This window comes from Amycolatopsis sp. NPDC101161, assembly GCF_044768185.1.
GTDB lineage: Bacteria > Actinomycetota > Actinomycetes > Mycobacteriales > Pseudonocardiaceae > Amycolatopsis.
In genome coordinates this window covers 2,064,323-2,087,396 of the sequence record NZ_JBIWPI010000001.1, presented here as the reverse complement: position 1 = coordinate 2,087,396, position 23,074 = coordinate 2,064,323, and the positions used below count along the sequence as shown (strand labels likewise).

At 72.7% G+C, this 23,074-nt stretch carries 18 protein-coding genes and 1 pseudogene; 8 read left to right on the top strand and 11 right to left on the bottom strand.

Translation table 11 applies throughout. The annotated features are described in order from the left end of the window. Positions 1–8: 8 nt before the first annotated feature. The 5 genes and pseudogenes from ACIRSS_RS10200 to ACIRSS_RS10180 form a co-directional block, all read right to left on the bottom strand. Positions 9–593, bottom strand: a complete 585-nt coding sequence (locus ACIRSS_RS10200) for a cysteine hydrolase (protein ID WP_400892938.1) — start codon at positions 591–593, stop codon at positions 9–11. Then, entirely contained in the window at positions 586–1,977 is a 1,392-nt protein-coding gene (locus ACIRSS_RS10195) for an MFS transporter (RefSeq protein ID WP_400892936.1), read from the bottom strand. The genes ACIRSS_RS10200 and ACIRSS_RS10195 overlap by 8 nt, the downstream gene beginning before the upstream one ends. After that, positions 1,974–2,411, bottom strand: coding sequence for a MarR family winged helix-turn-helix transcriptional regulator (locus tag ACIRSS_RS10190; protein WP_400892934.1), 438 nt, complete (start codon positions 2,409–2,411; stop codon positions 1,974–1,976). Before ACIRSS_RS10190 ends, ACIRSS_RS10195 begins: the two co-directional genes overlap by 4 nt. A 101-nt stretch (positions 2,412–2,512) precedes the next feature. Next, positions 2,513–3,457: pseudogene (locus ACIRSS_RS10185) on the bottom strand (sigma-70 family RNA polymerase sigma factor); the annotation flags it as partial. Positions 3,458–3,489: 32 nt separating this feature from the next. Continuing rightward, positions 3,490–4,005, bottom strand: a complete 516-nt coding sequence (locus ACIRSS_RS10180) for a bifunctional nuclease family protein (protein WP_400892933.1) — start codon at positions 4,003–4,005, stop codon at positions 3,490–3,492. 162 nt (positions 4,006–4,167) lie between these two features. On the opposite strand from ACIRSS_RS10180, the gene ACIRSS_RS10175 reads away from it, so the two are divergent. Both ACIRSS_RS10175 and ACIRSS_RS10170 read left to right on the top strand, forming a co-directional pair. Further along, a complete protein-coding gene (locus ACIRSS_RS10175; RefSeq protein ID WP_400892931.1) occupies positions 4,168–4,638 on the top strand; it encodes an SRPBCC family protein in 471 nt (156 codons plus the stop codon). A 63-nt stretch (positions 4,639–4,701) separates the two neighbouring features. Then, positions 4,702–6,114 carry an MFS transporter gene (locus tag ACIRSS_RS10170; protein WP_400892929.1) on the top strand — a complete coding sequence of 471 codons (1,413 nt, stop codon included), beginning with the start codon at positions 4,702–4,704 and terminating at the stop codon, positions 6,112–6,114. Here the strand turns inward: ACIRSS_RS10170 and ACIRSS_RS10165 are convergent. Next, entirely contained in the window at positions 6,111–6,755 is a 645-nt protein-coding gene (locus ACIRSS_RS10165; protein WP_400892927.1) for a hypothetical protein, read from the bottom strand. The two genes, ACIRSS_RS10170 and ACIRSS_RS10165, sit on opposite strands and share 4 nt — an antisense overlap. 147 nt (positions 6,756–6,902) lie before the next feature. After that, complete coding sequence (locus ACIRSS_RS10160; protein ID WP_400892925.1) at positions 6,903–8,306, bottom strand: PLP-dependent aminotransferase family protein; 1,404 nt, start codon at positions 8,304–8,306, stop codon at positions 6,903–6,905. Between the two features lie 80 nt (positions 8,307–8,386). Between ACIRSS_RS10160 and ACIRSS_RS10155 the strand changes: the two genes are divergently transcribed. Then, positions 8,387–9,607, top strand: a complete 1,221-nt coding sequence (locus ACIRSS_RS10155) for an MFS transporter (protein ID WP_400892922.1) — start codon at positions 8,387–8,389, stop codon at positions 9,605–9,607. A gap of 80 nt (positions 9,608–9,687) precedes the next feature. Here the strand turns inward: ACIRSS_RS10155 and ACIRSS_RS10150 are convergent, their stop codons facing one another. Continuing rightward, positions 9,688–11,136, bottom strand: coding sequence for a helix-turn-helix domain-containing protein (locus ACIRSS_RS10150; protein WP_400892920.1), 1,449 nt, complete (start codon positions 11,134–11,136; stop codon positions 9,688–9,690). 164 nt (positions 11,137–11,300) lie between these two features. Between ACIRSS_RS10150 and ACIRSS_RS10145 the strand changes: the two genes are divergently transcribed. From ACIRSS_RS10145 to ACIRSS_RS10135, 3 genes are read left to right on the top strand one after another with little or no spacing between them, the layout of a single operon-like run. Continuing rightward, complete coding sequence (locus ACIRSS_RS10145; protein ID WP_400892917.1) at positions 11,301–12,314, top strand: amidohydrolase family protein; 1,014 nt, start codon at positions 11,301–11,303, stop codon at positions 12,312–12,314. 1 nt (position 12,315) lies between these two features. After that, positions 12,316–12,990 (top strand): iron-sulfur cluster assembly protein, encoded by a 675-nt coding sequence (locus ACIRSS_RS10140; RefSeq protein WP_400892915.1) that lies wholly within the window; start codon positions 12,316–12,318, stop codon positions 12,988–12,990. After that, complete coding sequence (locus ACIRSS_RS10135; RefSeq protein WP_400892912.1) at positions 12,987–14,012, top strand: NAD(P)-dependent alcohol dehydrogenase; 1,026 nt, start codon at positions 12,987–12,989, stop codon at positions 14,010–14,012. Before ACIRSS_RS10140 ends, ACIRSS_RS10135 begins: the two co-directional genes overlap by 4 nt. 4 nt (positions 14,013–14,016) lie before the next feature. Here ACIRSS_RS10135 and ACIRSS_RS10130 read toward each other — a convergent pair whose 3' ends face one another. From ACIRSS_RS10130 to ACIRSS_RS10120, 3 genes are all read right to left on the bottom strand, one after another. Next, on the bottom strand, positions 14,017–14,799 hold the full coding sequence (locus ACIRSS_RS10130) for a hypothetical protein (RefSeq protein ID WP_400893426.1): 783 nt from the start codon (positions 14,797–14,799) through the stop codon (positions 14,017–14,019). 107 nt (positions 14,800–14,906) lie between these two features. Further along, positions 14,907–16,412, bottom strand: coding sequence for a CehA/McbA family metallohydrolase (locus ACIRSS_RS10125; RefSeq protein ID WP_400892911.1), 1,506 nt, complete (start codon positions 16,410–16,412; stop codon positions 14,907–14,909). Positions 16,413–16,498: 86 nt separating this feature from the next. Continuing rightward, positions 16,499–16,816 (bottom strand): hypothetical protein, encoded by a 318-nt coding sequence (locus ACIRSS_RS10120; RefSeq protein ID WP_400892909.1) that lies wholly within the window; start codon positions 16,814–16,816, stop codon positions 16,499–16,501. Positions 16,817–16,929: 113 nt separating this feature from the next. Between ACIRSS_RS10120 and ACIRSS_RS10115 the strand changes: the two genes are divergently transcribed. Beyond that, on the top strand, positions 16,930–17,169 hold the full coding sequence (locus ACIRSS_RS10115) for a hypothetical protein (RefSeq protein WP_400892907.1): 240 nt from the start codon (positions 16,930–16,932) through the stop codon (positions 17,167–17,169). A 297-nt stretch (positions 17,170–17,466) separates the two neighbouring features. Next, positions 17,467–22,935, top strand: a complete 5,469-nt coding sequence (locus tag ACIRSS_RS10110) for a biotin carboxylase N-terminal domain-containing protein (protein WP_400892904.1) — start codon at positions 17,467–17,469, stop codon at positions 22,933–22,935. The last annotated feature ends 139 nt before the right edge of the window (positions 22,936–23,074 follow it).

Sequence of the window (23,074 nt, the reverse complement as noted above, 5' to 3'; positions counted from 1 at the left end):
CAGCGAACCTACTGGACGCCCCACAGGTCGCCGAGCCCGGCCACGTCGACGACCGTGGCGGTGCGCGGGAACACCGTGCCGGTCAGGAAGTCGTGCGTCGCCTGGTCGCGGTCGCCGCAGGCGTCGCGCAGGACGACGATCCGGTAGTCGCGGTCCATCGCTTCGCGGACGGTGCTCAGCACGACGCCGCTGGTGCTGAGCCCGGCGAGGACCAGGGTGGTGATCCCGCGCTTCTCCAGCTGCGGCCCGAGGTCCGTGGTGGAGAACGCGCCGACGCGGATCTTGCGCACCTGGATGTCGTCGTCGTGCGGAGTGAGCTTCGAATGGATCTGCGTGCTCGGAGCGTCCGCGTGCATCGCCGCGCGGAGGTCGGCGGAAGCGGCGATCGGGGCGAACATGCTCGTCTCGGGGATCGCGTCGAACTCGGTGTCCTCGAGGGCGACGCGCACCCAGCCGACGTGCCCGCCGCGGCCGCGGACGTCCTCGACGACGCCGGCGACGCGGTCGAGCAGCGGGCCGGTGTCGGGCAGCTGCCCGACGATCCCCTCCTGGTAGTCCATCACGAGCAGGGCGGTGCGGTTCGGGTCAAGCACGGGTTTCGTCCTTTCCGGGTGGGGTGGTGGTCTTCGACAGGGCTCGGTCGAAGACGGTGACGGCGAGGAAGACCACGCCGATGCCGAGCAGGAGCAGCGCGAGGTCGTGCAGGCCGCCGGTTTCGGCGGCGGGTCCGTAGAAAGCGCCTTGCAGCGCGGAGGACACGATCGCGCCCAGGTAGCCGAAGGTGCGCAGCAGCCCGGCGGACGCGCCGATGTCGGCGGGATTCGCCTGGCGGTACACAGAGTTCTGAAGCGCGAGGCTGTTGAGCCCCTGCGGGATCCCGGCCACGAGAGCGACCACGACGAGCAGCCAGACGGCGGCCGAGGAGTCCAGCGTCAGCAGCAGCGCGCAGCCGGCGAGCTGCCCGAGCGCGGCGACGACGAGCTTGCCGCGCACCTGTTCGCGGCGTCCGCTGACGAGCGCCACGAGGATCCCGGTCGCGAACAGCGGCAGCGTGGCGAGCCCGGCCTCGGCCGCCGACAGGCCGCGCCCGTGCTCGAGCCATTGCGTGTAGGCGTAGAGGAAGCTGTACGCGATGACGTAGGCGAGCAGCGCCCGGCCGTAGGTCCGCAGCAGCGGGCCGTTGCGCCCGAGCAGCCGCAGGTCGATGAACGGGCGGGCGCAGGTCAGCTCGCGCACCGCGAAGCCCGCCGCGCCCGCGGCGGCGATGGCCGCCAGGTACCAGTCCCCCGCGCCCGGGTGCATCAGGAACAGCAGCAACGCGACGAGCGAGCCCGCGAACAGCGCCATGCCCGGCAGGTCGAGGTCGAACGAGCCCTTGGCCGCCGGCTTGGGCGTCTTGGGGAACCGGCGGGCGCCGAGGGCGAACGCGGCCAGCGCGATGGGGACGTTGAGCGCGAAGGGCGCGCGCCAGCCGCCGACGCCGATCAGCAGGCCGCCCAGCGCGGGCCCGATCACCGAGATCGTCTGGGTGGAGATGGCCAGCACGGTGAGCACGGACGCGGGGCTGTCGCGGCCGGTGCGGTCGCTCTCGTCGCGGATGAGCCGCATCGCCGCCGGGTAGCCGGCGCACGTGCCGAAGCCGAGGAGGACCCGGGCGGCGATCAGCCACCCCAGGTTCGGGGCGAGGGTGCCGAGCACCCCGGCCAGGCCGACCAGCGCGGTCGCCGGGAGGAACACCGGACGCGGCCCGTAGGCGTCGATGAGCCGCCCGGCCACCGGCTGCCCGACGGCGGTGGCGAGGTACAGCGCGGAGATCAGCCACGCGGTCGCCGACGCCGGCGCGCCGAACGCGACGCCGATCGGCACCAGCGCGACCGCGATGATGGTCGAGTTGACCGGGTTCAGCACCGCGCCCGAAACGAGCGGGGCCAGCAGCTTCCGGTCGAACCCGTCCCGCGTCCCCGCGCGCGTGGTCACGGCTCGACCACGCGGCCGAGCAGGGCGAGCGCCTCGGTGACCACGGCGAGCTCGTCGTCGCTGAGCCGCTCGGCGAGGGTCCGGGCCAGCCACTCGTGCCGCGAGGCGCGGGCACCCTGGCCGTAGGCGCGCCCCTCGGGGGTGAAGTAGATCAGCTGGCGGCGGCCGTCCTCGGGGTCGTCCTCGCGGCGGACCAGGCCGAGCTTCTCCAGCGCGGCCACCGTCGCGGCCATCGACTGCGGGCGCACCCGTTCCGCGCCGGCCAGCACGCTCGCCGTCGCCGGCTCCAGCTTCGCGAGCCGGGCGAGCGCCGAGGCCTGCGCGGAGGTCAGGCCGCCGACCGCCGTCGCGTCCATCATCTGCCGCCGCAGCCGGCCGACGAGCACGCGCAGGGTCTGCGCGGCCGCGGCGGCTTCGGCCTTCTTCGAAGTCATATCGACAGGATAGACTGAACAGGTAACCCTGTCGAATTTTCGCCGACACCGGAGCCGGATCCGAGTGCGCGACGACCCGACGAGCGGTGTCTACAGTGGACTCAGGGCAGCACGGCCGGGAGGTCGAACAGCGCCAGCACGGCGGGGTCGGCGAACACCACGTTGTGCGCCACCCGCCCGCCGGACACCGTGAACACCTGCAGGGTGTGCAGCCGGTACGCCCCGGCGTCGTCGCGGCAGTAGGCCACGAGCGCGGGCTGCCCGTTCGCGGCCGCGCGCGTCATGCGCCAGTCGCGGCCGCGCATCGCGAACAACCGCTCCAGGAACCGGCCGTAGCCCTCCGGGCCGAGGTACCACAGTGGCACCGGCGGCATCTCCATCACGACGTCCCCGGTCAGCAGCTCGACCAGGCCCGCGACGTCGGCGGACTCGAACGCGCGGACGTAGCGGTCCAGGACCGCCTCCACCGCCGAGTCGTCCGGCTCCGGAACCGCGTCGGCGGTCAGGCCGCCGAGGCCCGCGCGGGCGCGCTGCAGGGCGCTGTTGACCGCGGCCGCCGTCGTCTCCAGGAAGCCGGCCACCTCCGCCGCGCTGAACTCCAGGACGTCGCGCAGGATCAGGACCGCGCGCTGCTTGGCCGGCAGCGTCTGCATCGCCGCGAGCAGCGCCAGCCGCAGCGTGCCGCGCCGGGCCAGGCGTAGGCCCGGGTCGTCGAGGCGCGCGTCCGGGAACGGGTGCAGCCACGGGATCTCGAACGACGGCGTCAGCGGCGCGGCCGGGTCGTCGCTCGGGCGGCCGAGACCCGACGGCAGCGGCCGCCGGGCCCGGCTTTCGAGGGCCGTCAGGCAGGCGTTGGTCGCGATCCGGTAGAGCCAGGTGCGCACGGACGCGCGGGCCGGGTCGTAGCCGTCCCACGCCTTCCAGGCGCGGACCAGCGTCTCCTGCACCAGGTCTTCGGCCTCGTGCACCGAGCCCAGCATGCGGTAGCAGTGCACCAGCAGCTCGCGCCGGTGCGGTTCGGTGCTCGTCGCGAAGTCCGGCATCGCTCTCCCGTCGGTTCGGTACGGGAGACGATTCTCTACAGGTCGCCGAAGTCCTCGGGCCGCAGCCCGTCGAGTTCGGCGCGGAAGCGGGCGACCTCGGCCTCGGTGTCCAGCAGGTCGGCGGCCGGGCCTTCGGCCTCCTGCTCGACCTCCAGCTGCACGGACGCGACGTCGAGCACCTCTTCGGCGACGCTGATCGGGGCGCCCTGGCGCAGGCCGAGCGCGACGGCGTCGCTGGGGCGGGCCGACACGCGGGTGCCGTCGACGAGCACGAGATCGGCGTAGAAGATCCCGTCCCGCACCTCGGTCAGCTCCACGGCGGCGACCCCCTGGCCGAACGCCGCCAGCACGTCGCCGAGCAGCTCGATGGTGCCCGGGCGCGGCTGCGCGATCTGCTCGCGCGCCCGCACGAGGGCCTCGGCCTCGCCGTACCCGATCATGATCGCCAGCCAGCGGCGGGCCCCGTCCGGCTCCCGCAGCAGCATCAGCGGTGCCTCCCCGGGCACCGGGACGGCCATTCCCACCACCTCGATCGGGATCACGCTGACCACCGCACCCTCCGTGTAGGGACACTCCTCCGCGCGCGAGATACCCAGAACCCGCGGTCGGCAACCCGGTTCCGCGCGGGAGTTTTTCCACCCCCGACTCTCCTCCGCTGCGGACTCCACGGGAACCCCTTGCCGGGTGCGCGGCGGCGCTGTCACCGTCGAGGCGTGGAACCGACGATTTCGCGCGCCATCGACGTCCCGGCCGACGCGGGCACGGTGTGGTCGTGGGTGACCGACCTGCCCCGCATGGGCGAGCTGAGCCCGGAGAACATCGGCGGCCGCTGGCTGGACGAGCCCGGTCTCGGCGCGCGCTTCCGCGGCCGCAACCGCAACGGCGACCTGCGGTGGTGGACGCGGGTTCGCGTAGTGGCGTTCGAGGAGAACCGCCGGTTCGCGTTCGACGTGCGGACGCCGATCGGCTCGCGGGTGTCGAGGTGGGAGTACGTGCTGACCCCGGCGGCGGCGGGCTGCCGGGTGACGGAGAACTGGTACCGGATCGGCAGCTGGGTGGTCCGGAAGTTCATGGGGCCGCGGGTGACCGGGCGGGCCGACCGGCCGGGGTACAACGTGCGGTCGATCGAGCACACGCTGGCGGCGATCAAGGCGAGGGCGGAGGAGCGGGCCGCCGCCGCGTGACGTCAGTCTCTTGTTGAGACCGACCTGGTCCGGGTAGGTTGCGTTTTCAAACCTAGGAGGACCATGACCGCCACCGCGCCGAAGCCCGGACTCGTGCTGCTGGTCGTCTCGACGGCGGCGTTCCTCGCCAGCCTCGACACGTTCATCGTCACGATCGCGTTCCCCGGCATCCGGGCCGCCTTCCCCGGCGACGGCCTCGCCACGCTCTCCTGGGTCCTCAACGGCTACACCGTCCTGTTCGCGGCCTGCCTCGCGCCCGCCGGGCGGCTGGCCGACCGGTACGGCCGGAAGCGGCTGTTCCTGCTCGGCGTCGCCGTCTTCACGCTCGCCTCGGCCGCCTGCGCCGCCGCGCCGTCGATTCCGCTCCTCATCGCCTTCCGGGCCGTGCAGGCCGTGGGCGCCGCGCTCGTCATGCCGACGTCGCTGGCCCTGCTGCTGACCGCGTTCCCGGCCCACCGGCGGCCGATGGCGGTCGGGGTGTGGGCGTCCGTCGGCGCCGCGGCCGCCGCGCTCGGGCCGCCCGTCGGCGGCCTGCTCGTCGAGGCGTCGTGGCGCTGGGTGTTCCTGGTGAACCTGCCGATCTGCGCGCTGACGCTGCTCGCCGGCCCGCGCGTGCTGCGCGAGTCGCGCGACACGACCACCGGCGTCCCGGACCTGCTCGGCGCGGCGGGCCTGCTCGCCGGCGTCGGCGCGCTCGCCTACGCGCTGGTCGAAGCGCCCGACCACGGCTGGGCCGCGGGGCAAGTCCTGCTCGCCTTCGCGATCGCCGTCGTCGCCCTGGCCTGGGTGCCGCTGCGCTCGGCGCGGCACGCCGTGCCGGTGCTGGACCTGCCCGCACTGCGCGTCCCGACGCTGTGGCTGGCGTGCGTGACGACCGGCGTGTTCGCGGCCGGGTTCGCCGCGATGCTGTTCGGCAACGTCCTGTTCCTGACGTCGGTCTGGCACGACTCGATCCTGGTCGCCGGGCTGTCGCTGGCCCCCGGACCGCTGATGGTGGTGCCGGTGTCGATCCTCGGCGGCCGGTTCGTGCACCGCTTCGGCCCGGGCCCGGTGGTCGCCCTCGGCGGCGTCTCGTTCGGCGCGGGCGCGCTGATCTGGCTGCTGCGCATGGGATCGACGCCCGACTACGCCGCCTCGATGCTGCCCGGCCAGCTGCTCACCGGCATCGGGGTCGGGCTGATCCTGCCGAGCCTGTCGGGCGTGGTCGGCACGGTCCTGCCCCCGCCCCGCTGGGGCGCGGGCTCGTCGATGGTCAACACGACGCGCCAGATCGGCACGGTCCTGGGGACCGCGGTGCTGGTGGCGATCTTCGCGGGAACACCGGACTTGACGGACTTCCGCCACGGCTGGCTGCTGGTCCTGGCCACGGCGGTGGCTACATCGGCGGGCGGGCTGCTCATCGCCGCGCGCCGCCGGGTCGACCACTACGTCGAGCCCCAGGCAATGGCCGCCGAAGGCGCGAAGCAGCAGGTTTAGTCCCGTACGATGACCATGTCGTCCACGGTCGGCACCTCGTTCGGCCGGTAATTCAAGTAAAGCAGAGCGAAATCGGAAGGCTGGTATGCGTCACGCATGATGACGTCTCCGGTCGTCCGGATGTAGACCGGGCTGTCGACACTGATCCACGCGTACGCATTCTGCAGATAGCCACCGGAGGCGTCGGTCAACGTCGAGTCGTAGGGGGCCGGCCGAGCCGACCTGCTACCGGGCTCCACCAGAAGGTTGAACACGCAGAAGTCCGGCAACTGGGGAACATCCTGACACGTCGAAAGGTCGTACGAAGCACCATAGACGTCCAGTGCACCATTCAACACTGCCCTGCGGTAGGCCAACCGGAAATGCGCGTTGAAGTCCGTGAAAAGCTTCGCACCTCGGTCGGTGGGGCTGACGAGTGAAACGCGGAAGGTGGGGTGGGGCGCCGCATATCCCGGAGCGATGTTGTCGACCTGGCGAACGATGTCGGCAGGCGCTACCTCATAGGTGTACCCCTCGAAGGTGATTCGCTCGGCCGCCGGACCGGCGCTCGACGAAGGCGCGGCAATCGAAGACGACCCCGCCTCTGCAGAAGTATCGATCTTTGTCGAGTTGACGCCGCAGCTCATCGTCCCCAAGCTCACGACCAGCGCAGTACACGCGATTCTCACACGAACGCCATTTGCTCTCATCATCGCTCCTTCGCAGCACGAAGTCGCGCCTGCGCCGCATCCTGTTACGGCACTCCGGTCCTCACATCGAATCGGTTAGCGAACCCGACATGAGTAGCTTTAGGTCGAGCCCCAGGCGGCATCCAACGCCGCGAGGCCGGCGTCGATCCTCTCCACCGGGATCGAGCCGTAGCCCAGGACCAGGCCCGGCGACGGCGACCCGCCGCACAGGTCGGACAGCGTCTGCACCGCCACCCCCGCCCCTGACGCCCGCGCGGCGATCGGCTCGAGGTCGGTGTCGGCCAGCGCGCACACGTGCAGCCCCGCCGCCGACGGCACCACCCGCAGCCGGCCCGCGAACCGGCGGTCCACAGTGGACACCAGGCACTCGTGGCGCTCCGCGTACACCTTCGTCGCGCGGCGGATGTGGCGGGCGAACAGCCCCTCGTCGACGAACCGGGCCAGCGCCGCCTGGGCCGGCACGTCGCCGTGCCAGTCCGACAGCTGGCGCGCGGTGCGCAAGGCCTCGTGCAACGACGCGGGAGCCACCAGGAAACCCAAGCGCAGCATGGGAAGCAGCGTCTTCGAGAACGACCCGACGTACGCCACCCGCCCGCCGCGGTCCAGGCTCTGCAGCGGCTCCAGGGGCCGGTCGGAAAACCGGAACTCGCTGTCGTAGTCGTCCTCGACGACGACCGCGTCCGCCCGCGCGGCCCACGCCAGCAGCGCCGTGCGGCGGGCCAGCGACATCGGTGTGCCGAGCGGGAACTGGTGCGACGGCGTGACGTACACCAGCTTCGTCCGCGACGGCAGCGCCTCGACGTCGAGGCCTTCGCCGTCCACCGGCACCCCGACGACTTCCGCGCCGTGCGAGGCGAACAACAGCCGCGCCTGCCGGTAGCCGGGTTCTTCGACGGCGACGCGGTCGCCCGGCGACAGCAGCACCCGGCACAGCAGGTCGAGGGCCTGCTGCGCGCCTTGGGTGACGAGCACGTCGTCCGCGTCGGCGCGCACCGAACGCGAGACACCGACGTGCCGGGCGATCGCCGCGCGCAGCCCCGCGTGGCCGCCCGGGTCGACGTAGTGCGCGGAGCCGGTCCGCAGTTCCCGCCCGAGCAGCCGCCGCCACGTCTCGAGGGGGAACAACGCGGCGTCGGGAACGCCGACGCGGAAGTCGAACTCCGGCGTCCGCGCCACCGGGGCGGCCGGCGACGGCAGCGAGCGCCAGATCGCCTTCGGCTGCGGACCCCGCGGCGAGGGTGCTTTACGCGGCTTCGGCGCGGGCAGCGAACCGCTGACGTACGTCCCGGCGCCGACGCGGCCGGTGAGGAAGCCGTCGGCGGTCAGCCGGTCGTAGGCGACCGCGACGGTGTTGCGCGAGACGGCCAGCCGCCGCGCCAGCTCCCGCGTCGGCGGCAGCCGCTCCCCCGCCCGCAGCCGGCCGTCCAGCACGGCGTCGCGCAGCTGCCGGTAGATCCGGACGGACAGGTCGCCGCGCCCGGCCAGGCTGACGTGGAAGTCCATCCGGCGAGCCTACATTGGCCCAATCCGATTCGAGGGAATTGGATCTGGGATCGGGCCAAGTCCCGATCTACGGTAGGTCCATGACGCTCACCCAGGATCGCCCCGCCCGGTTGCTCGCCGCCGCCCAGCTGGCCGGCTCGCTCGGCGACGGCGCCTTCCTGACCTGCTCGGTCCTGTTCTTCACGCGGGTCGCCGGGCTGACGCCGGCGCAGGTCGGGCTCGGCCTCACGCTCGGCTGGGCGGTGGGCTCGGTCGCGGGCGTGCCGCTCGGCCACCTCGCCGACCGCCACGGCGCCCGCGGCTGCGCGATCCTGCTGGCGCTGGCGACGAGCGCGTCGATCCTCGTGTTCCCGTTCGTGCGCACGCCCCTGCTGTTCGCGCTCACCGCGTGCCTCTACGGCAGCTGCCAGACCGGCTTGGCCGCCGTCCGGCAGGCGCTGCTGGCCGCGCTGGCCGACCCGGAACGCCGGACGCGCATCCGGGCCCAGCTGCAGTCGGCGGGCAACGCCGGGCTCGCCGTCGGCGCCGGACTGGGCGGCCTCGCCCTCTCGGCCGACACGGCGTCGGCGTACCTCACGGTCTTCGCGCTCGACGCCGCGGCCTTCGTCGTGACGGCGGGGCTCATGCTCGCGCTCCCGCCCGTGGCGGCGTCGGTCCCGCGCACCGGCGAGCCGAAGCTGGCCGTGCTGCGCGACCGGCCGTACGCGCTGGTCACGCTGCTGAACGCGGTCCTGCTGCTGCGGATGCCGCTGCTGAGCGTCGCGATCCCGCTGTGGATCGTCGAGCGGACCGCCGCGCCGGGCTGGACGGTTTCCGCGCTGTTCGTGCTCAACACGGTCGTGGTGGTGCTGCTGCAGGTCCGCGTGGCGGGCCGGCTGGCGAGCATCGGCGCGGCGGCGCGGATGGTCCGCCGGTCCGGCGTGCTGCTCCTGGCGTCGTGCGTGGCCTTCGCGCTGGCGGCGGCCGGGACGTCGCCGTGGACGGCGTTCGCGGTGCTGGTCGTGGGCGCGCTGGTGCAGGTGTTCGGCGAGATGCTGCAGTCGGCGGGCACGTGGGAGATCGGCTTCGCGCTCGCGCCGGCGGACCGGCAGGGGCAGTACCAGGGGTTCTTCGGCACGGGAGTGTCGGTGGCGCGCGCGGTCGGGCCGGTGCTGCTGAGCACGGTGGTGATCGGGTGGGGCCTCCCGGGGTGGCTGCTGCTGGGCGCGGTGTTCCTGGCCGCGGGCGCCGCGATGGGCCCGGCGGTCCGCTGGGCCCAGTCGACCCGGACCCCGGCTCCGGCCACCGCCGCCGCGCGCTGACCGCGCCGCCCACGGCTCCGGCTGGAGACCCACGCCGTCCGCCCGCGCCACCGGCCGCCGCGCGCCTGCCCGGGCCCGGCCTAGGACTTCAGCTGCCGCGCGTTGAGCCCGTACTGCGCCATCTTGCGGTACAGCGTCGCCCGGCCCATGCCGAGTTTCGCGGCCGCCTGCACGACCGTCGCCCCGGGCTCGGACAGGCACCGCACGATCTCGTCGCGCTCCATCGCCTGCAGCCGGCTCAACCGGTGTCCCACCCCGCTGAACACCTCCGCCGGCAGATGCGCCGTATCCACCACATCCGACCGCGAAGCCGCTTCGCGCACAACCCGACGAAGCTGCTTCGCGTTCTCCGGCCAGTCGTAAGCCGTCAAGGCCCGCGAAGCCGCCGACGTGAACGTGACGTCCCGCCCGCGGTCGCGGCGGGCGAAGTGGTGGGCCAGCGGGAGGACGTCGTCCGGCCGGAACCGCAGCGCCGGCACCTCGACCACCAGGTCGACCAGCGGCCGCAGCGGCGCGGGCAGCGAACCCGCGTCCCCGGCGGTGAGCACGAACGGCGACGGCCCGGCGCCGCGGACTTCGGCGAACCGCCGCGCCAGCTCCTCCGCCGCCCACGCCGGCAGGGCTTCGACGCCGGAGACGATCACGCACGTGCCGTCCTTGGCCAGCTCGGGCGTCCACAGCGTCAGCCAGGTGTCGACGTCGTCGGGAGCGGGCGGGCGCGCGTTCAGGACGCGCTCGCGCGGGCGCAGCTCCCGCCGCGCCAGCGACGCCAGCGCCGTCTTCCCCACCCCCGGCTCGCCGACGACCGCGACGACACGGCCGGCGCCGAACGCCGTCCGCGCTTCGGCGACCGCGGTGGTCCAAGCGGCTGACAGCCGCGGCCGGTCGCCGGGGTCGACGCGGTCGGCGTAGACGCGGAAGACCTCGCCGCGCGGGGTCGGCCGGGCGATCCGCCCGGACGCGCGAGCCAGCATCAGCGCCGCGGTGTTCCCGGCGGCGGCCTGCGCGAGCGCCAGCAGCAGCTCCGACGACTGCTCCGACCAGGTCGTCAGGTTGACGCTGCCGGCCAGCGACCCGGTGAGCGGGTCGAGCACCGGTACCGCCGCGCAGGTGTAGCCGCGCAGGTCGGTGCAGTAGTGCTCGCTCGCCCGGACCAGCGACGGCGCCCGGTCGGCGAGCGCCAGGCCCAGCCCGTTGGTGCCCGCGTTGCTCTCGGCGAAGTAGAACCCGGGCGCCAGGTGCACCTTGTCGAGCGAGCGGTTGATCGACGCGTCCGTGCACAGCCGGCTCAGCACCAGGCCTTCACTGTCGGTGATCATCAGGCTGATCGGCTCGTTGGCCAGCGTCGCCTGCAGGCCGCGCAGTACCTCGGTGCCGCACTCGTACAGCAGCGACCCGGTGTCGACCGCGCCGGAGAACACCGGCAGGACCTCGTCTTCGGGGACGCCGTAGCGCTCGCTGCGCTGCCAGGACGCCCGCAGCCGGGCCGCGTCGAACGACCGCGTGACGTACACCTGCGGGTTCTCCACCCGGACCTCCCGGAACGCGCCGCTGCGTCGGACTCCGTCCAGCCTACGTCCGCCGCCCGGGTGACGGCGGCCCCGAGCTGTCTCATATCGAGACACCGGACGGCTCCCTGACCAGCCCCGACGTCCCTAGCGTCGCCTGCACCGTGCCGACAGTGGAGGACCGCATGTACAGCAAGGACGGCGAGACGTACTTCATCGTGGACGCGCACGTGGCGCTCTGGGACGCGCGCCCGGAGAACCAGCGCAACATCCACGGCAAGCAGTTCATCGACTGCTTCTACGACTACCACCGCAACCTCAGCCCCGAGTCCGAGGTGTGGCCGTACGAGGACTACCTCTACCAGGGCGGCGAGCGGCTGATGCGCGACCTGTTCGAGAACGGGTACGTCGACCACGCGATCTTCCAGCCCGCCTACCTCGGCGCGTTCTACAACAACGGCTTCGGGCAGACCGAGGAAGCCTTCGCGCTGACGCAGAAGCACGAGGGCAAGCTGACCTACAACCACTTCTTCGACCCGCGCTTCGAGCAGGCCGGGATCGACCGGCTGCGACGCGACGCCGAACGGTTCAAGCTCAAGGGCGTCAAGCTCTACACGGCCGAGTGGCAGGGCGATTCACGCGGCTACAAGCTCAACGACAAGTGGACGTACAAGTACTTCGAGGCCTGCCAAGAGCTCGGGATCAAGAACATCCACGTCCACAAAGGACCGACGATCCGGCCGCTCGACCGCGACGCCTTCGACGTCGCCGACGTCGACCACGCGGCGACCGACTTCACCGACCTCAACTTCGTCGTCGAGCACTGCGGGCTGCCGCGGCTGGAGGACTTCTGCTGGATCGCGACGCAGGAGCCGAACGTCCACGCGGGACTCGCGGTCGCCATCCCGTTCATCCACACCCGGCCGCGGTACTTCGCGCAGATCATCGGCGAGCTTCTGTACTGGCTGGACGAGGACCGCATCCAGTTCTCCAGCGACTACGCGCTCTGGACGCCCCGCTGGCTGATCGAGCGGTTCGTCGACTTCCAGATCCCCGAGGACATGCCGGAGTACGCACCGCTGACGGTCGACCAGAAGAAGAAGATCCTCGGCCTCAACGCGGCGGCGATGTACGACATCCCGGTGCCGGCGGAACTCCGGCTGGCTCCGATCGAGCCGCAGGCGGTTTCGGTTGCCTGACATGGACGCCTACACCGCGCTGGACGCGGTTCTCGACCCGGAACTGGACGAGCCCATCACCGACCTCGGCTTCGTCAAGTCGCTCACCGTGGACGGCGGTCGGGTGACCGTCCACTTGCGACTTCCGACGTCGTTCTGCGCGCCGAACTTCGCTTACCTCATGGCGTCGGACGCCAAAGACGTGCTGACCGCGCTGCCGTGGACGACTGAGGTCGTGGTGGAGCTGGACGACCACCACGACTCGGACCTCATCAACGCCGGTCTCGCCGCCGACGCCGGCTACCGGGGCACGTTCGGCCACGAAGCCGACCAGGACCTCGAGGAGCTGCGGGCGACGTTCCGCCGCAAGGCCCACCAGGCGGCGATGGAACGTGCGCTCACCGTGCTGCTGCGGGCCGACGAGCACGTCGACCTGCACGGCGTCACCCTCGCGGACCTGCCGGACGCCGCCTCCTCCCAGGCGTTGCTCCGGCGCCGCGCGGCTCTCGGGCTGCCGGACGACCCGGCGGCGCCCGTGCTGGTCGACCACGACGGAACGCCGTTCCCCCGCGAGGAAATCCCGCTGCGGCTGCGGTTCGCCCGGTCGGTCCGGATCTCCATCGAGGGCAACTCGCACTTCTGCCGCGGCTTGCTCCGCACCCGTTACCCCGAGTCCACTGTGGAGGTTTCAGCATGAAAGCGGTCCAGGTCGTCGGGTACGGCTCGCCGTTGAAGATGACCGACGTGCCCGAGCCGGAGGTCACCGGCCCGTACGACGTCATCGTGCGGATCGGCGGCGCCGGCGTCTGCCGCACCGACCTCCACATCCTGGAAGGGCAGTGGAAGGAGAAGTCGGGCGTCACGCTGCCTTACACGATCGGGCACGAGAACGCGGGCTGGGTGCACGCGGTCGGCAGCGCGGTCACGAACGTCGCCGAGGGCGACAAGGTGATCGTGCACCCGCTCATCACGTGCGGGCTGTGCCGGGCGTGCCGCTTCGGCGACGACGTCCACTGCGAGCAGTCGCAGTTCCCCGGCATCGACACCGCGGGCGGGTACGCGGACTACCTCAAGACGTCGGCGCGCAGCGTCGTCAAGCTCGACGACTCCCTGGAGCCGGCGGACGTCGCGGCGCTGGCCGACGCCGGGCTGACGGCGTACCACGCGGCGGCGAAGGCGGCGCGGCGGCTGCGTCCGGGCGACAAGTGCGTCGTGATCGGCGCGGGCGGGCTCGGGCACATCGGGATCCAGGTGCTCAAGGCGATCTCGGCGGCGGAGCTGATCGTCGTCGACCGCAACCCGGACGCGGTGAAACTGGCGGTGTCGATCGGCGCCGACCACGGCGTGGTCGCGGGCGGCTCGCACGTCACGGAGGTGCTCGACCTGACCGGCGGCCACGGCGCCGAGGCGGTGATCGACTTCGTCGGCGAAGGCGGGGCGACCCGCGACGGGATCGCGATGCTGCGCCGGGCCGGTGACTACCACGTCGTCGGCTACGGCGAGAACATCGACGTCCCGACGATCGACATCATCTCGACGGAGATCAACCTGATCGGCAACCTGGTGGGGTCGTACAACGACCTGGGCGAGCTGATGGTGCTGGCGGCGCGGGGCCGGGTCAAGCTGCACACGGCGCGCTACCGGCTGGAGGAGTTCCAGTCGGCGCTCGACGACCTCGACGCCGGCCGCATCCGCGGCCGCGCGATCCTGGTGCCGTAGGCGGTCATTGGCTGGGCCGGGCCGCCGGGGCCTGGTGCAGCGCGAGGTCCTGACCGGCGGCGGAGTCCTGGCCCCAGGCCCCGGACTCCGCCGTCCACGTCTGTCCCGCGAAGCTCACCTTGTCCACCCCGAGCGCCTCCGCGCGGCCGACCAGCCAGGACGCGTACGCCCACCCCTGCGCGGCCGGGTGCGCGCCGCTCAACCGGGCCGTGCCCAGCTCCGCCGTCGCGACCGCCGCCAAGTCGCCGGGGGCCGCCAGCGTCAGGTTGCGGCACGTCAACGCCCCCGGGAACTGGCCGGCGAACGCCGCCGCCATCGCGCGTGCCTGCGGCTCCCACTGCGCGTACGCGTCCGGGACGCCCGAGCGCTGGATCTCCTGGGCCGCCTCGGTGATCGGCAGCGTCTCCCAGCCCGGCAGCTTCTCGAGCTTCTCGTAGAACGCCGTCGCCGCGTACACGGGGTCGCGCAGCTGCGCGACCGTGCCCCAGCCCTGGCTGGGCCGCTGCTGGAACAGCCCGACCGAGTCGCGGTCACCGCCCTCGAGGTTGCGCAGCTTCGACTCCTGCAACGCCGTGGCCAGCGCGACCGTGGCCGCGTGCGGCGGGAGGCCGAGCTTCGTCCCGACGCCCGCGATCGTCGCGGCGCTGTCCATCTGCTCGGGCGTGAACGTGTAGGACTGCTGGCCGGGCAGCGCCACGGTGCAGCCCGGCGTCCGCACCGGGCTGCGCGTCAGCACCGCCACCACGACGATCCCCGCGGTCAGCACGACGACCGCCCCCAGGAAGATCGCCACCTTCAGCCCACACCCGCGCACCCTGCCCCGCTCTCACCCGTTCGCACCAGTCTGCCAAAGGCAGGACGCGGCGCACCGGGCGGAGGTTCCGTGACGCTTGTTCAGCCGTCGGCGCCGAGGAAGATCGGATTGGACATCGCGACCATCGCGTTCGGCTGGGTCGTGTTCGGACCCCCGGACGGGCGGCGCACCTCGACGCGCACCCACCGCGAGTAGCGCGGGTAGGTCGTCCACGTGACCGTCGCCGCACCGCCGTCGCCGATCGTCTCGGTGTGCTCCGGGCCGAGCTGGTCGAGGAACGTCACCGTCGTGCCCGGGACGCCGCCGACCACCGCGCGCACCGTCACCGGCGTGCCCGTACCCGCGGGCAGCCGCTCGCCGATCCCTGCCGTGCGGCCGCCGCCGGACGCCGTGAAGTCCAGCTGGACCGCCGACGACTCGGCCAGCCACGACCGGCCCGCCTTCAGCCCCTCGAGGAGTTCCTTGCGGCGCAGGCGATCGGCGAGGACCACGGTGTGCGGCAGCGCGACGCGCTGGTCGGGGTTGTGCGCGTCGGAGTCGCCGATCGCCGGGATGAACCGGCCGCCGCGCAGGAGCCCGTCCCAATGGATGACGCTGGCCTCGTCGTCCTGGGTCCACGGGCCGTTCCAGACCTCGACCAGGTCGGCGATCTCGTACGCGAACTCGTAGGTGCAGCCGAAGCAGTTGGCGAACGGGTGCGCGGCCGTGACCAGGCCGCCCGCGCGGTGCACCTGGTCGGTGAAGCGGCGGAAGTCCCGCGGGTCGGCCGCGCGGTAGCGCCAGTCGATCCAGGTCCCCGCGGGCAGGCCGATCGCGGGCCAGTGCCCGGACCGCGTCGTCACCTCTTCGCCGTTGAGGATCAGCAGGTCGTCGGTGGCGTAGTTGCCCCAGACGAGCTGCGAGCTGGACGTGTTGTGGTCGGTGGAGACGATGAAGTCGAGACCCGCGGCGCGCGCGTCGGCGACCAGCTGGTCCGGGGTGCGGCGGCCGTCGGAGTAGACGGTGTGCAGGTGGCTGTCGCCGCGGTACCAGGCGCGGCCGCGCTCGCGGGCGGGCGCGGACTCAGGGGCCGGCTTCGGCACGAACGGCGCCGCGTCGGGCCCGAAGGTGAGCGTGATGTCCACTTTGTAGTTCAGCCCCTGCGGCGCGACCGTGTACGGGCCGAGGATGACGTGCCAGCGGCCCGGCTCGATCGGCCCGGCGAGGTAGCCCGGCGTGGCTTCGGACGCGCTGATCGAGAACCGGTCGCGGAAGCCGCCGGACCAGCCGCGGAAGCCGCGGGCGTTGCCCAGTTCGTGGCCTTCCGGGCCGAACATCCCGATGTCGCAGGCGTTCCCGCGCGTTCCGGCGGGCACCGGCGGCTTGTCGTAGGAGTAGACGACGTCGATCTGCCGCACCCCGCGCGGGACGTCGACGGGCAGGTAGTACCAGTCCGGGACGTCCGGCTTCAGCGTGCCGGTGACGGTCCGGGTCTGGCTGCCGGTACCGCCCGGCTGGTCCGCGAACGCGACGCCCGGGAGCAGCCCCGCCGCCGTCGCCACCCCGCCCGCCAGCAGCGCGCGCCGGCTGAAGTTCCCAGAGCTCATGCGTACCTCCGCATCGAAAGACGCCCCGACGCTAGGTGAGCGACGCGAACGGCGGCGCGAACCGGCGGTGAACTTCCGCCGTCGGGTCAGCGCCGCGAGAGGATCTTGGCGAGCGCGACGACGGTGACGGCGGCGGCCAGCCCGAGCCGCGTGCGGTCGACGGCCGGCACCCAGGTCACCGCGTCCCCGCGGACGACGAAGGCCCCGGCGGGCCGGGCGAACACCCCGAACCCGGCACCTTCGCGCACGGGCAGCGCGTCGCTGTCGTCCGCGCCCCCACCGCCGCCGCCGAACACCGCGGCGGCGGGGATCACCACGACCCCGTCCCGCTCGACCGGATCGCCGTAGACCAGCTTGGCGGTGAAGAGGTCCCGCGCGGTCGCGGCCAGTTGCCCCAGTTTCATTTGGCCATCATGGCCGATTTCTCCCCCCGTTCGGGTGTAACCGGGAGGTATCCGGGGCATTAACCACCGACACCTGTGCTTCAGGGGGAGTGCGCTACCGAGGGGAGACCGCGATGACCTTCGACTTCGTCAGCCGGTGGCTGGGCCGGCATCGCGACCGGCCCGGCGTCAGCGTGGACCTCTCCTGCGGCGGCCGGGTGACCCTGCGGGAGATCGACGGGCAGCCGGTGCTGGCCATCACCACCGCCCCGGGCCCGGACGGCCGGTGCAGCGTCGCGGCGGTCCCGCTGTCGGAAGCCGAACGGCGGGAGCTGGGCCAGGTCCTCGACCCGGACGTCCTGCTGGCTTCCTGACCCCTGCCGCCGGGCCCGCGAACAGGGGCCCGTACTTCCGCGTCACCGGATGTTTCCCCACCCGTCGCCGCCGTAAGCTGCGCAGCGTGCTTTGTGGCAGTCCTCGCGAGAAAAGCGGCCCCCGCGGTGTGGCGCGGGTCGCTTTTTGTGGGGTGTCCACAACGCAGCCGCCTCGGCATGCGCCATGGCGGACATTGGTCTACCCGGCGGTAATCCAGCAGGGTGTAGACAGGTGCAGGCGACGCCCCAGGACAGGTGCGTCGCCTTCTGTGCGTGGGTACTTGGGAGGCTCAGCCGGTGTTCAATCGTGTCGCCATCGTCAACCGCGGAGAGGCCGCGATGCGGCTCATCCACGCCGTCCGGGATCTGTCGGCGGAAACCGGCACGAAGATCGAGACGGTCGCCCTCTACACCGACGCCGATCGCACCGCCACCTTCGTCCGTGAGGCCGATCTGGCCTACGACCTGGGGCCCGCTTCGGCCCGCCCCTACCTCGACCTGGCCAAGCTCGAGCAGGCCCTCGTCGAGACGAAGGCCGACGCCGCGTGGGTCGGCTGGGGCTTCGTCGCCGAAGACCCGGCCTTCGCGGAGCTGTGCGAGAAGGTCGGCGTCACCTTCGTCGGGCCGAGCGCCGATGCGATGCGCAAGCTCGGCGACAAGATCGGCGCGAAGCTGATCGCAGAAGAGGTCGGCGTGCCCGTCGCGCCGTGGAGCCGCGGCGAGGTCGCGACCCTCGAGGACGCGCTCAAGGCCGGCGAGCAGATCGGCTACCCGCTGATGCTCAAGGCCACCGCGGGCGGCGGCGGGCGCGGCATCCGCATGGTCGCCTCCGGCGAGGACCTCGCCGACGCCTACGAGCGCACCAGCCAGGAAGCCCTGCGCGCCTTCGGTTCCGGCGTCGTGTTCCTCGAGCGCCTGGTCACCGGCGCCCGGCACGTCGAGGTCCAGGTGATCTCCGACGGCGAGACGGCGTGGGCGCTCGGCGTGCGCGACTGCTCGGTGCAGCGGCGCAACCAGAAGATCATCGAGGAGTCGGCCTCCCCCGTCCTCGCGCCCGAGCAGACCGCCGAGCTCAAGGCGTCGGCCGAGCGGCTCGCGGTCGCCGTCGGCTACCGCGGCGCGTGCACCGTCGAGTTCCTCTACCACCCCGGCGAGAAGCTGTTCGCCTTCCTCGAGGTCAACACCCGCCTGCAGGTCGAGCACCCGATCACCGAGATCACCACCGGCACCGACCTGGTCCGGCTGCAGCTGCACGTCGCCGGCGGCGGCAAGCTCGCCGGCGAGCAGCCGGCCGAGCTCGGCCACGCCGTCGAAGCGCGCCTGAACGCCGAAGACCCCGACCGCGACTTCGCGCCCTCCCCCGGCCGCATCGCGCGGCTGGCGCTGCCCGCCGGCCCGGGCATCCGCGTCGACACCGGCGTCAGCGAAGGCGACACCATCCCGGCCGACTTCGACTCGATGATCGCCAAGATCATCGCCTACGGCCGCGACCGCGACGAGGCGCTCGGCCGCCTGCGCCGCGCGATGGCCGAGACCACCGTCATCATCGAGGGCGGCGCGACCAACAAGAGCTTCGTGCTCGAGCTGCTCGACCAGCCCGAGGTCATCGACGCCAGCGCCGACACCGGCTGGATCGACCGCGTCCGCGCCGAAGGCCGCCTGGTCACCCACCGGCACTCCGCCGTCGCGCTCGCCGCGGCCGCCATCGAGGCCTACGAGGACGAGGAAGAGGTCTCCGTCCAGCGCCTGCTGGCCACCGCGCACGGCGGGCGCCCGCAGGTCCAGCACGAGACCGGCCGGCCGCTCGACCTCAAGCTCCGCGGCGTCGGCTACCGCGTCAGCGTCGCGCGCATCGGGCAGAAGCGCTTCCGCGTCGGCGTTTCGGCCGGGACGTCGGAGGTGCACCACGCCGACGTCGAGATCGACCGCTTCGACGCCCACAGCGGCCGGATCCGGGTCAACGGCCAGGGCTTCCGCCTCGTCGCGGCCACGCACGGCCCGATCCACCTCGTCGAGGTCGACGGCGTCACCCACCGCGTCAGCCGCGACGAAGGCGGCGTCGTGCGCTCCCCCGCGCCCGCGCTGGTCGTCGCGACGCCGCTGTCCGTCGGCGACGAGGTCGAGGCGAACGCGCCGATCCTCGTGCTGGAGAGCATGAAGATGGAGACGGTGCTGCGCGCGCCGTTCCGCGCCCGCGTCCGCGAGTGCCCGGTGTCGGTCGGCAGCCAGGTCGAGACCGGCGCGCCGCTGATGCGGCTGGAGCCCCTGGCCGACGGCGCCGAGGACGAGGTCGCCGAGGAGACCGAGACCGTCGAGATCGACCTGCCGGCCGAGCCGGCGGGCGTCTCCGCCGAAGCCCGCGTCGAGCGCGGCCTGCAGGACCTGCGCAGCCTACTGCTCGGGTTCGACGTCGACCCGGGCGAGCGCAAGCGCGTCCTGGCGGCGTACGTCGCGGCGCGGACCGAGCTGGGCGGCCGTCCGGTCGAAGGCGAGCTGGAGCTGCTCACCGTCTTCGCCGACCTGTCCGAGCTGAGCCGCAACACCCCGGGCGGCGAGGACACCGTCCCGAACGGCGCGGTGCACAGCCCGCGCGAGTTCTTCCACAGCTACCTGCAGAGCCTCGACGTCGAACGCGCCGGCGTCACCGAAGGCTTCCAGGCCAAGCTGACCAAGGTCCTCGGCCACTACGGCGTCACCGACCTGGAGCGCACGCCGGCGCTGGAGGCCGCGGTCTTCCGGATCTTCCTGGCGCAGCAACGGACTTCGGCCGACGTCGCCGTCGTCTCCGAGCTGCTGCGGCAGTGGCTGACCGGGCCGCCGCCGGCGGAGGCGCTGAGCGACCGCGCCGGCCGGACGCTGGAGCACGTCGTCGAGGCCACGCAGGTCCGCTTCCCCGCGGTGTCCGACCTGGCCCGCGGCGTGGTCTTCCGCTGGTTCGCCCAGCCGCTGCTGCGCCGCAACCGCGCCGAGGTCTACGCCGCCGTCCGCACCGAGCTGAGCTACCTCGACCAGCACCCGGACGCGCCGGACCGCGCCGAGCGGATCCAGGCCATGATCACCGGCTCGCAGCCCCTGGTCCGGCTGATCGGGCAGCGGATCGGCCGCCCGGGCCGCGACCACGCGCCGCTGCTGGAGGTCCTGACCCGCCGCTACTACGGCAACCGCCGGCTGTCCGGCGTCGCGGTGCGGGACGCGGGCGGCTGCCGCTGGCTGACCGCCGAGCTGAACACCCCGGACGGCGCGCTGCCGCTGGTCACCACGGCCGTCGACTTCACCGCCCTGCCCGACGCGCTGCGCGCGCTCGGCGAGGTGGCCACCGACGGCGTCGTCGCCGACCTGTACCTGCGCTGGGAGGACCAGCCGGACGTCGACGCGACCGCCGAGCGGCTCGGCGCGCTGCTGGCCGAGCACGGGGTGCCGGCGAGCGTGCGCCGGATCGTGGTCACCGTGGCCGGCACCGGTGGCGCGGTGATGCACCACCACTTCACGTTCCGCCGCGACGGCGACGGGTTCGCCGAGGACCGGCTGATCCGCGGCCTGCACCCGCAGATCGCGCAGCGCCTGCAGCTGCAACGGCTGCACGAGTTCGACCTCACCCGGCTGCCGTCGGCGGACGAGGAGATCTACCTCTTCAAGGCCGTGGCGAAGAGCAACCCGGCCGACGAGCGGCTGATCGCGATGGGCCAGGTCCGCGACCTGACGCCGCTGCGCGAGGCCGACGGCCGGCTGGTCGCGCTGCCCGCGCTCGAGGACGCCGTCACCGCGTGCCTCGACGCGATCCGCAACATCCAGGCGCAGCGGCCGCAGAACAAGCGGTTCGACACCAACCGGATCATGATGTACGTCTGGCCGCAGACGGACCTGACCACCGACGAGCTGAACACCCTCGTCCAGCGCATCCTGCCGACCTCGGTGGGCGCCGGGCTGGAGGAGGTCCAGTTCCTGGCCCGCCGGCGCACCGACGCGGGCAAGCTGACCGAGCTGGCCGTCCGGATCACCTTCGACCCGAGCCAGGGCGCGCGGCTGCACGTCGGGCCGCCGTCGACCGAGCCGGTCAAGCCGCTCGACGACTACCGCCTGAAGGTGCTGCGCGCGGCGCGGCGCGGCAACGTCTACCCGTACGAGCTGACCGAGCTGCTCGCCGGCGCCGAAGGTACCTTCACCGAGCACGACCTGGACTCCGCGGGCGTCCTGGTCCCGGTGGACCGGCCGAAGGGCAACAACAGCGCGGCGATCGTCGCCGGCGTCGTCACGACGCCGACCACGCGGCACCCCGAGGGCGTCACGCGGGTCGTGCTGCTCGGCGACCCGACGAAGTCGCTGGGCGCGCTGTCGGAGCCGGAGTGCTCGCGCGTCATCGCGGCGCTCGACCTGGCCGAGCGGATGCAGGTGCCGCTGGAGTGGTTCGCGCTGTCGTCGGGCGCGCGGATCTCGATGTCCTCGGGCACCGAGAACATGGACTGGGTCGCCGCGGCGCTCAAGCGGATCGTCACGTTCACCCAGGACGGCGGCGAGATCAACATCGTGGTCAACGGCATCAACGTCGGCGCGCAGCCGTACTGGAACGCCGAAGCCACGATGCTCATGCACACCAAGGGCGTCCTTGTGATGACGCCGGACTCGGCGATGGTGCTGACCGGCAAGCAGGCGCTGGACTTCTCGGGTGGCGTGTCGGCCGAGGACAACTTCGGCATCGGCGGCTACGACCGCGTGATGGGCCCGAACGGCCAGGCGCAGTACTGGGCGCCGACCCTGCCGGCCGCGCGCGAAGTGCTGATGGCGCACTACGACCACACGTACGTGGTGCCGGGTGAGGCCGGGCCGCGCAAGGTGGGCACGAACGACCCGGTCGACCGGGACGTCTCGGCGTTCCCGCACGCGATCGTCGGCAGCGACTTCACGACGGTCGGCGAGATCTTCTCGGCCGAGCACAACCCGGACCGCAAGAAGCCGTTCGACATCCGCACGGTGATGCGCGCGCTGTCCGACCAGGACCACCCGGTGCTGGAGCGCTGGGCGGGCATGGCCGACGCGGAGACGTCCGCGGTGCAGGACGTGCACATCGGCGGGCGCCCGGTCTGCCTGGTCGGCATCGAGTCGCGGTCGGTCCCCCGCCGCGGTTTCCCGCCCACCGACGGCCCGGACACCTACACCGCGGGCACGCTGTTCCCGCGGTCGTCGAAGAAGACGGCGCGGGCGATCAACGCGGCGTCGGGCAACCGGCCGCTGGTGGTGCTGGCGAACCTGTCGGGCTTCGACGGCTCGCCGGAGTCGCTGCGCAAGCTGCAGCTGGAGTACGGCGCGGAGATCGGCCGGGCGATCGTCAACTTCGAGGGCCCGATCGTGTTCACCGTGATCTCGCGCTACCACGGCGGCGCGTTCGTGGTGTTCTCCAAGGCGCTCAACCCGAACATGACGGTGCTGGCCCTCGAGGGCTCGTTCGCGTCGGTGCTGGGCGGCGCCCCGGCGGCGGCGGTGGTGTTCGCGGGCGAGGTGGCCAAGCGCACGGCGAACGACCCGCGGGTGACCGAGCTGCAGGCCCGGGTCGCCGCGGCCGACGCGCCTTCCCGGGCGGCGTTGAGCACGCAGCTGGCCGAGGTCCAGTCGTCGGTCCGCGCGGAGAAGGTCAGCGAGATCGCGGCGGAGTTCGACAAGGTCCACAGCATCCAGCGAGCGGTGGAGGTCGGCTCGGTGGACGCGATCATCTCGGCGGCCGAGCTGCGGCCGCGGATCATCGAGGCGATCGAGCACGGGCTGAAGAAGTAGGGAGTCGCGGGGGGGGGGGCCCCGGGGGGCGGGCCCCCCCCCCCCCCCCGCGGCCCCCGCGGCGGGCGAAAACACCCACCCCCCCACAACCCCCAAAAGATGACGGTTTTGAGGTTTTTTGGACCCGACAGCAAGAACG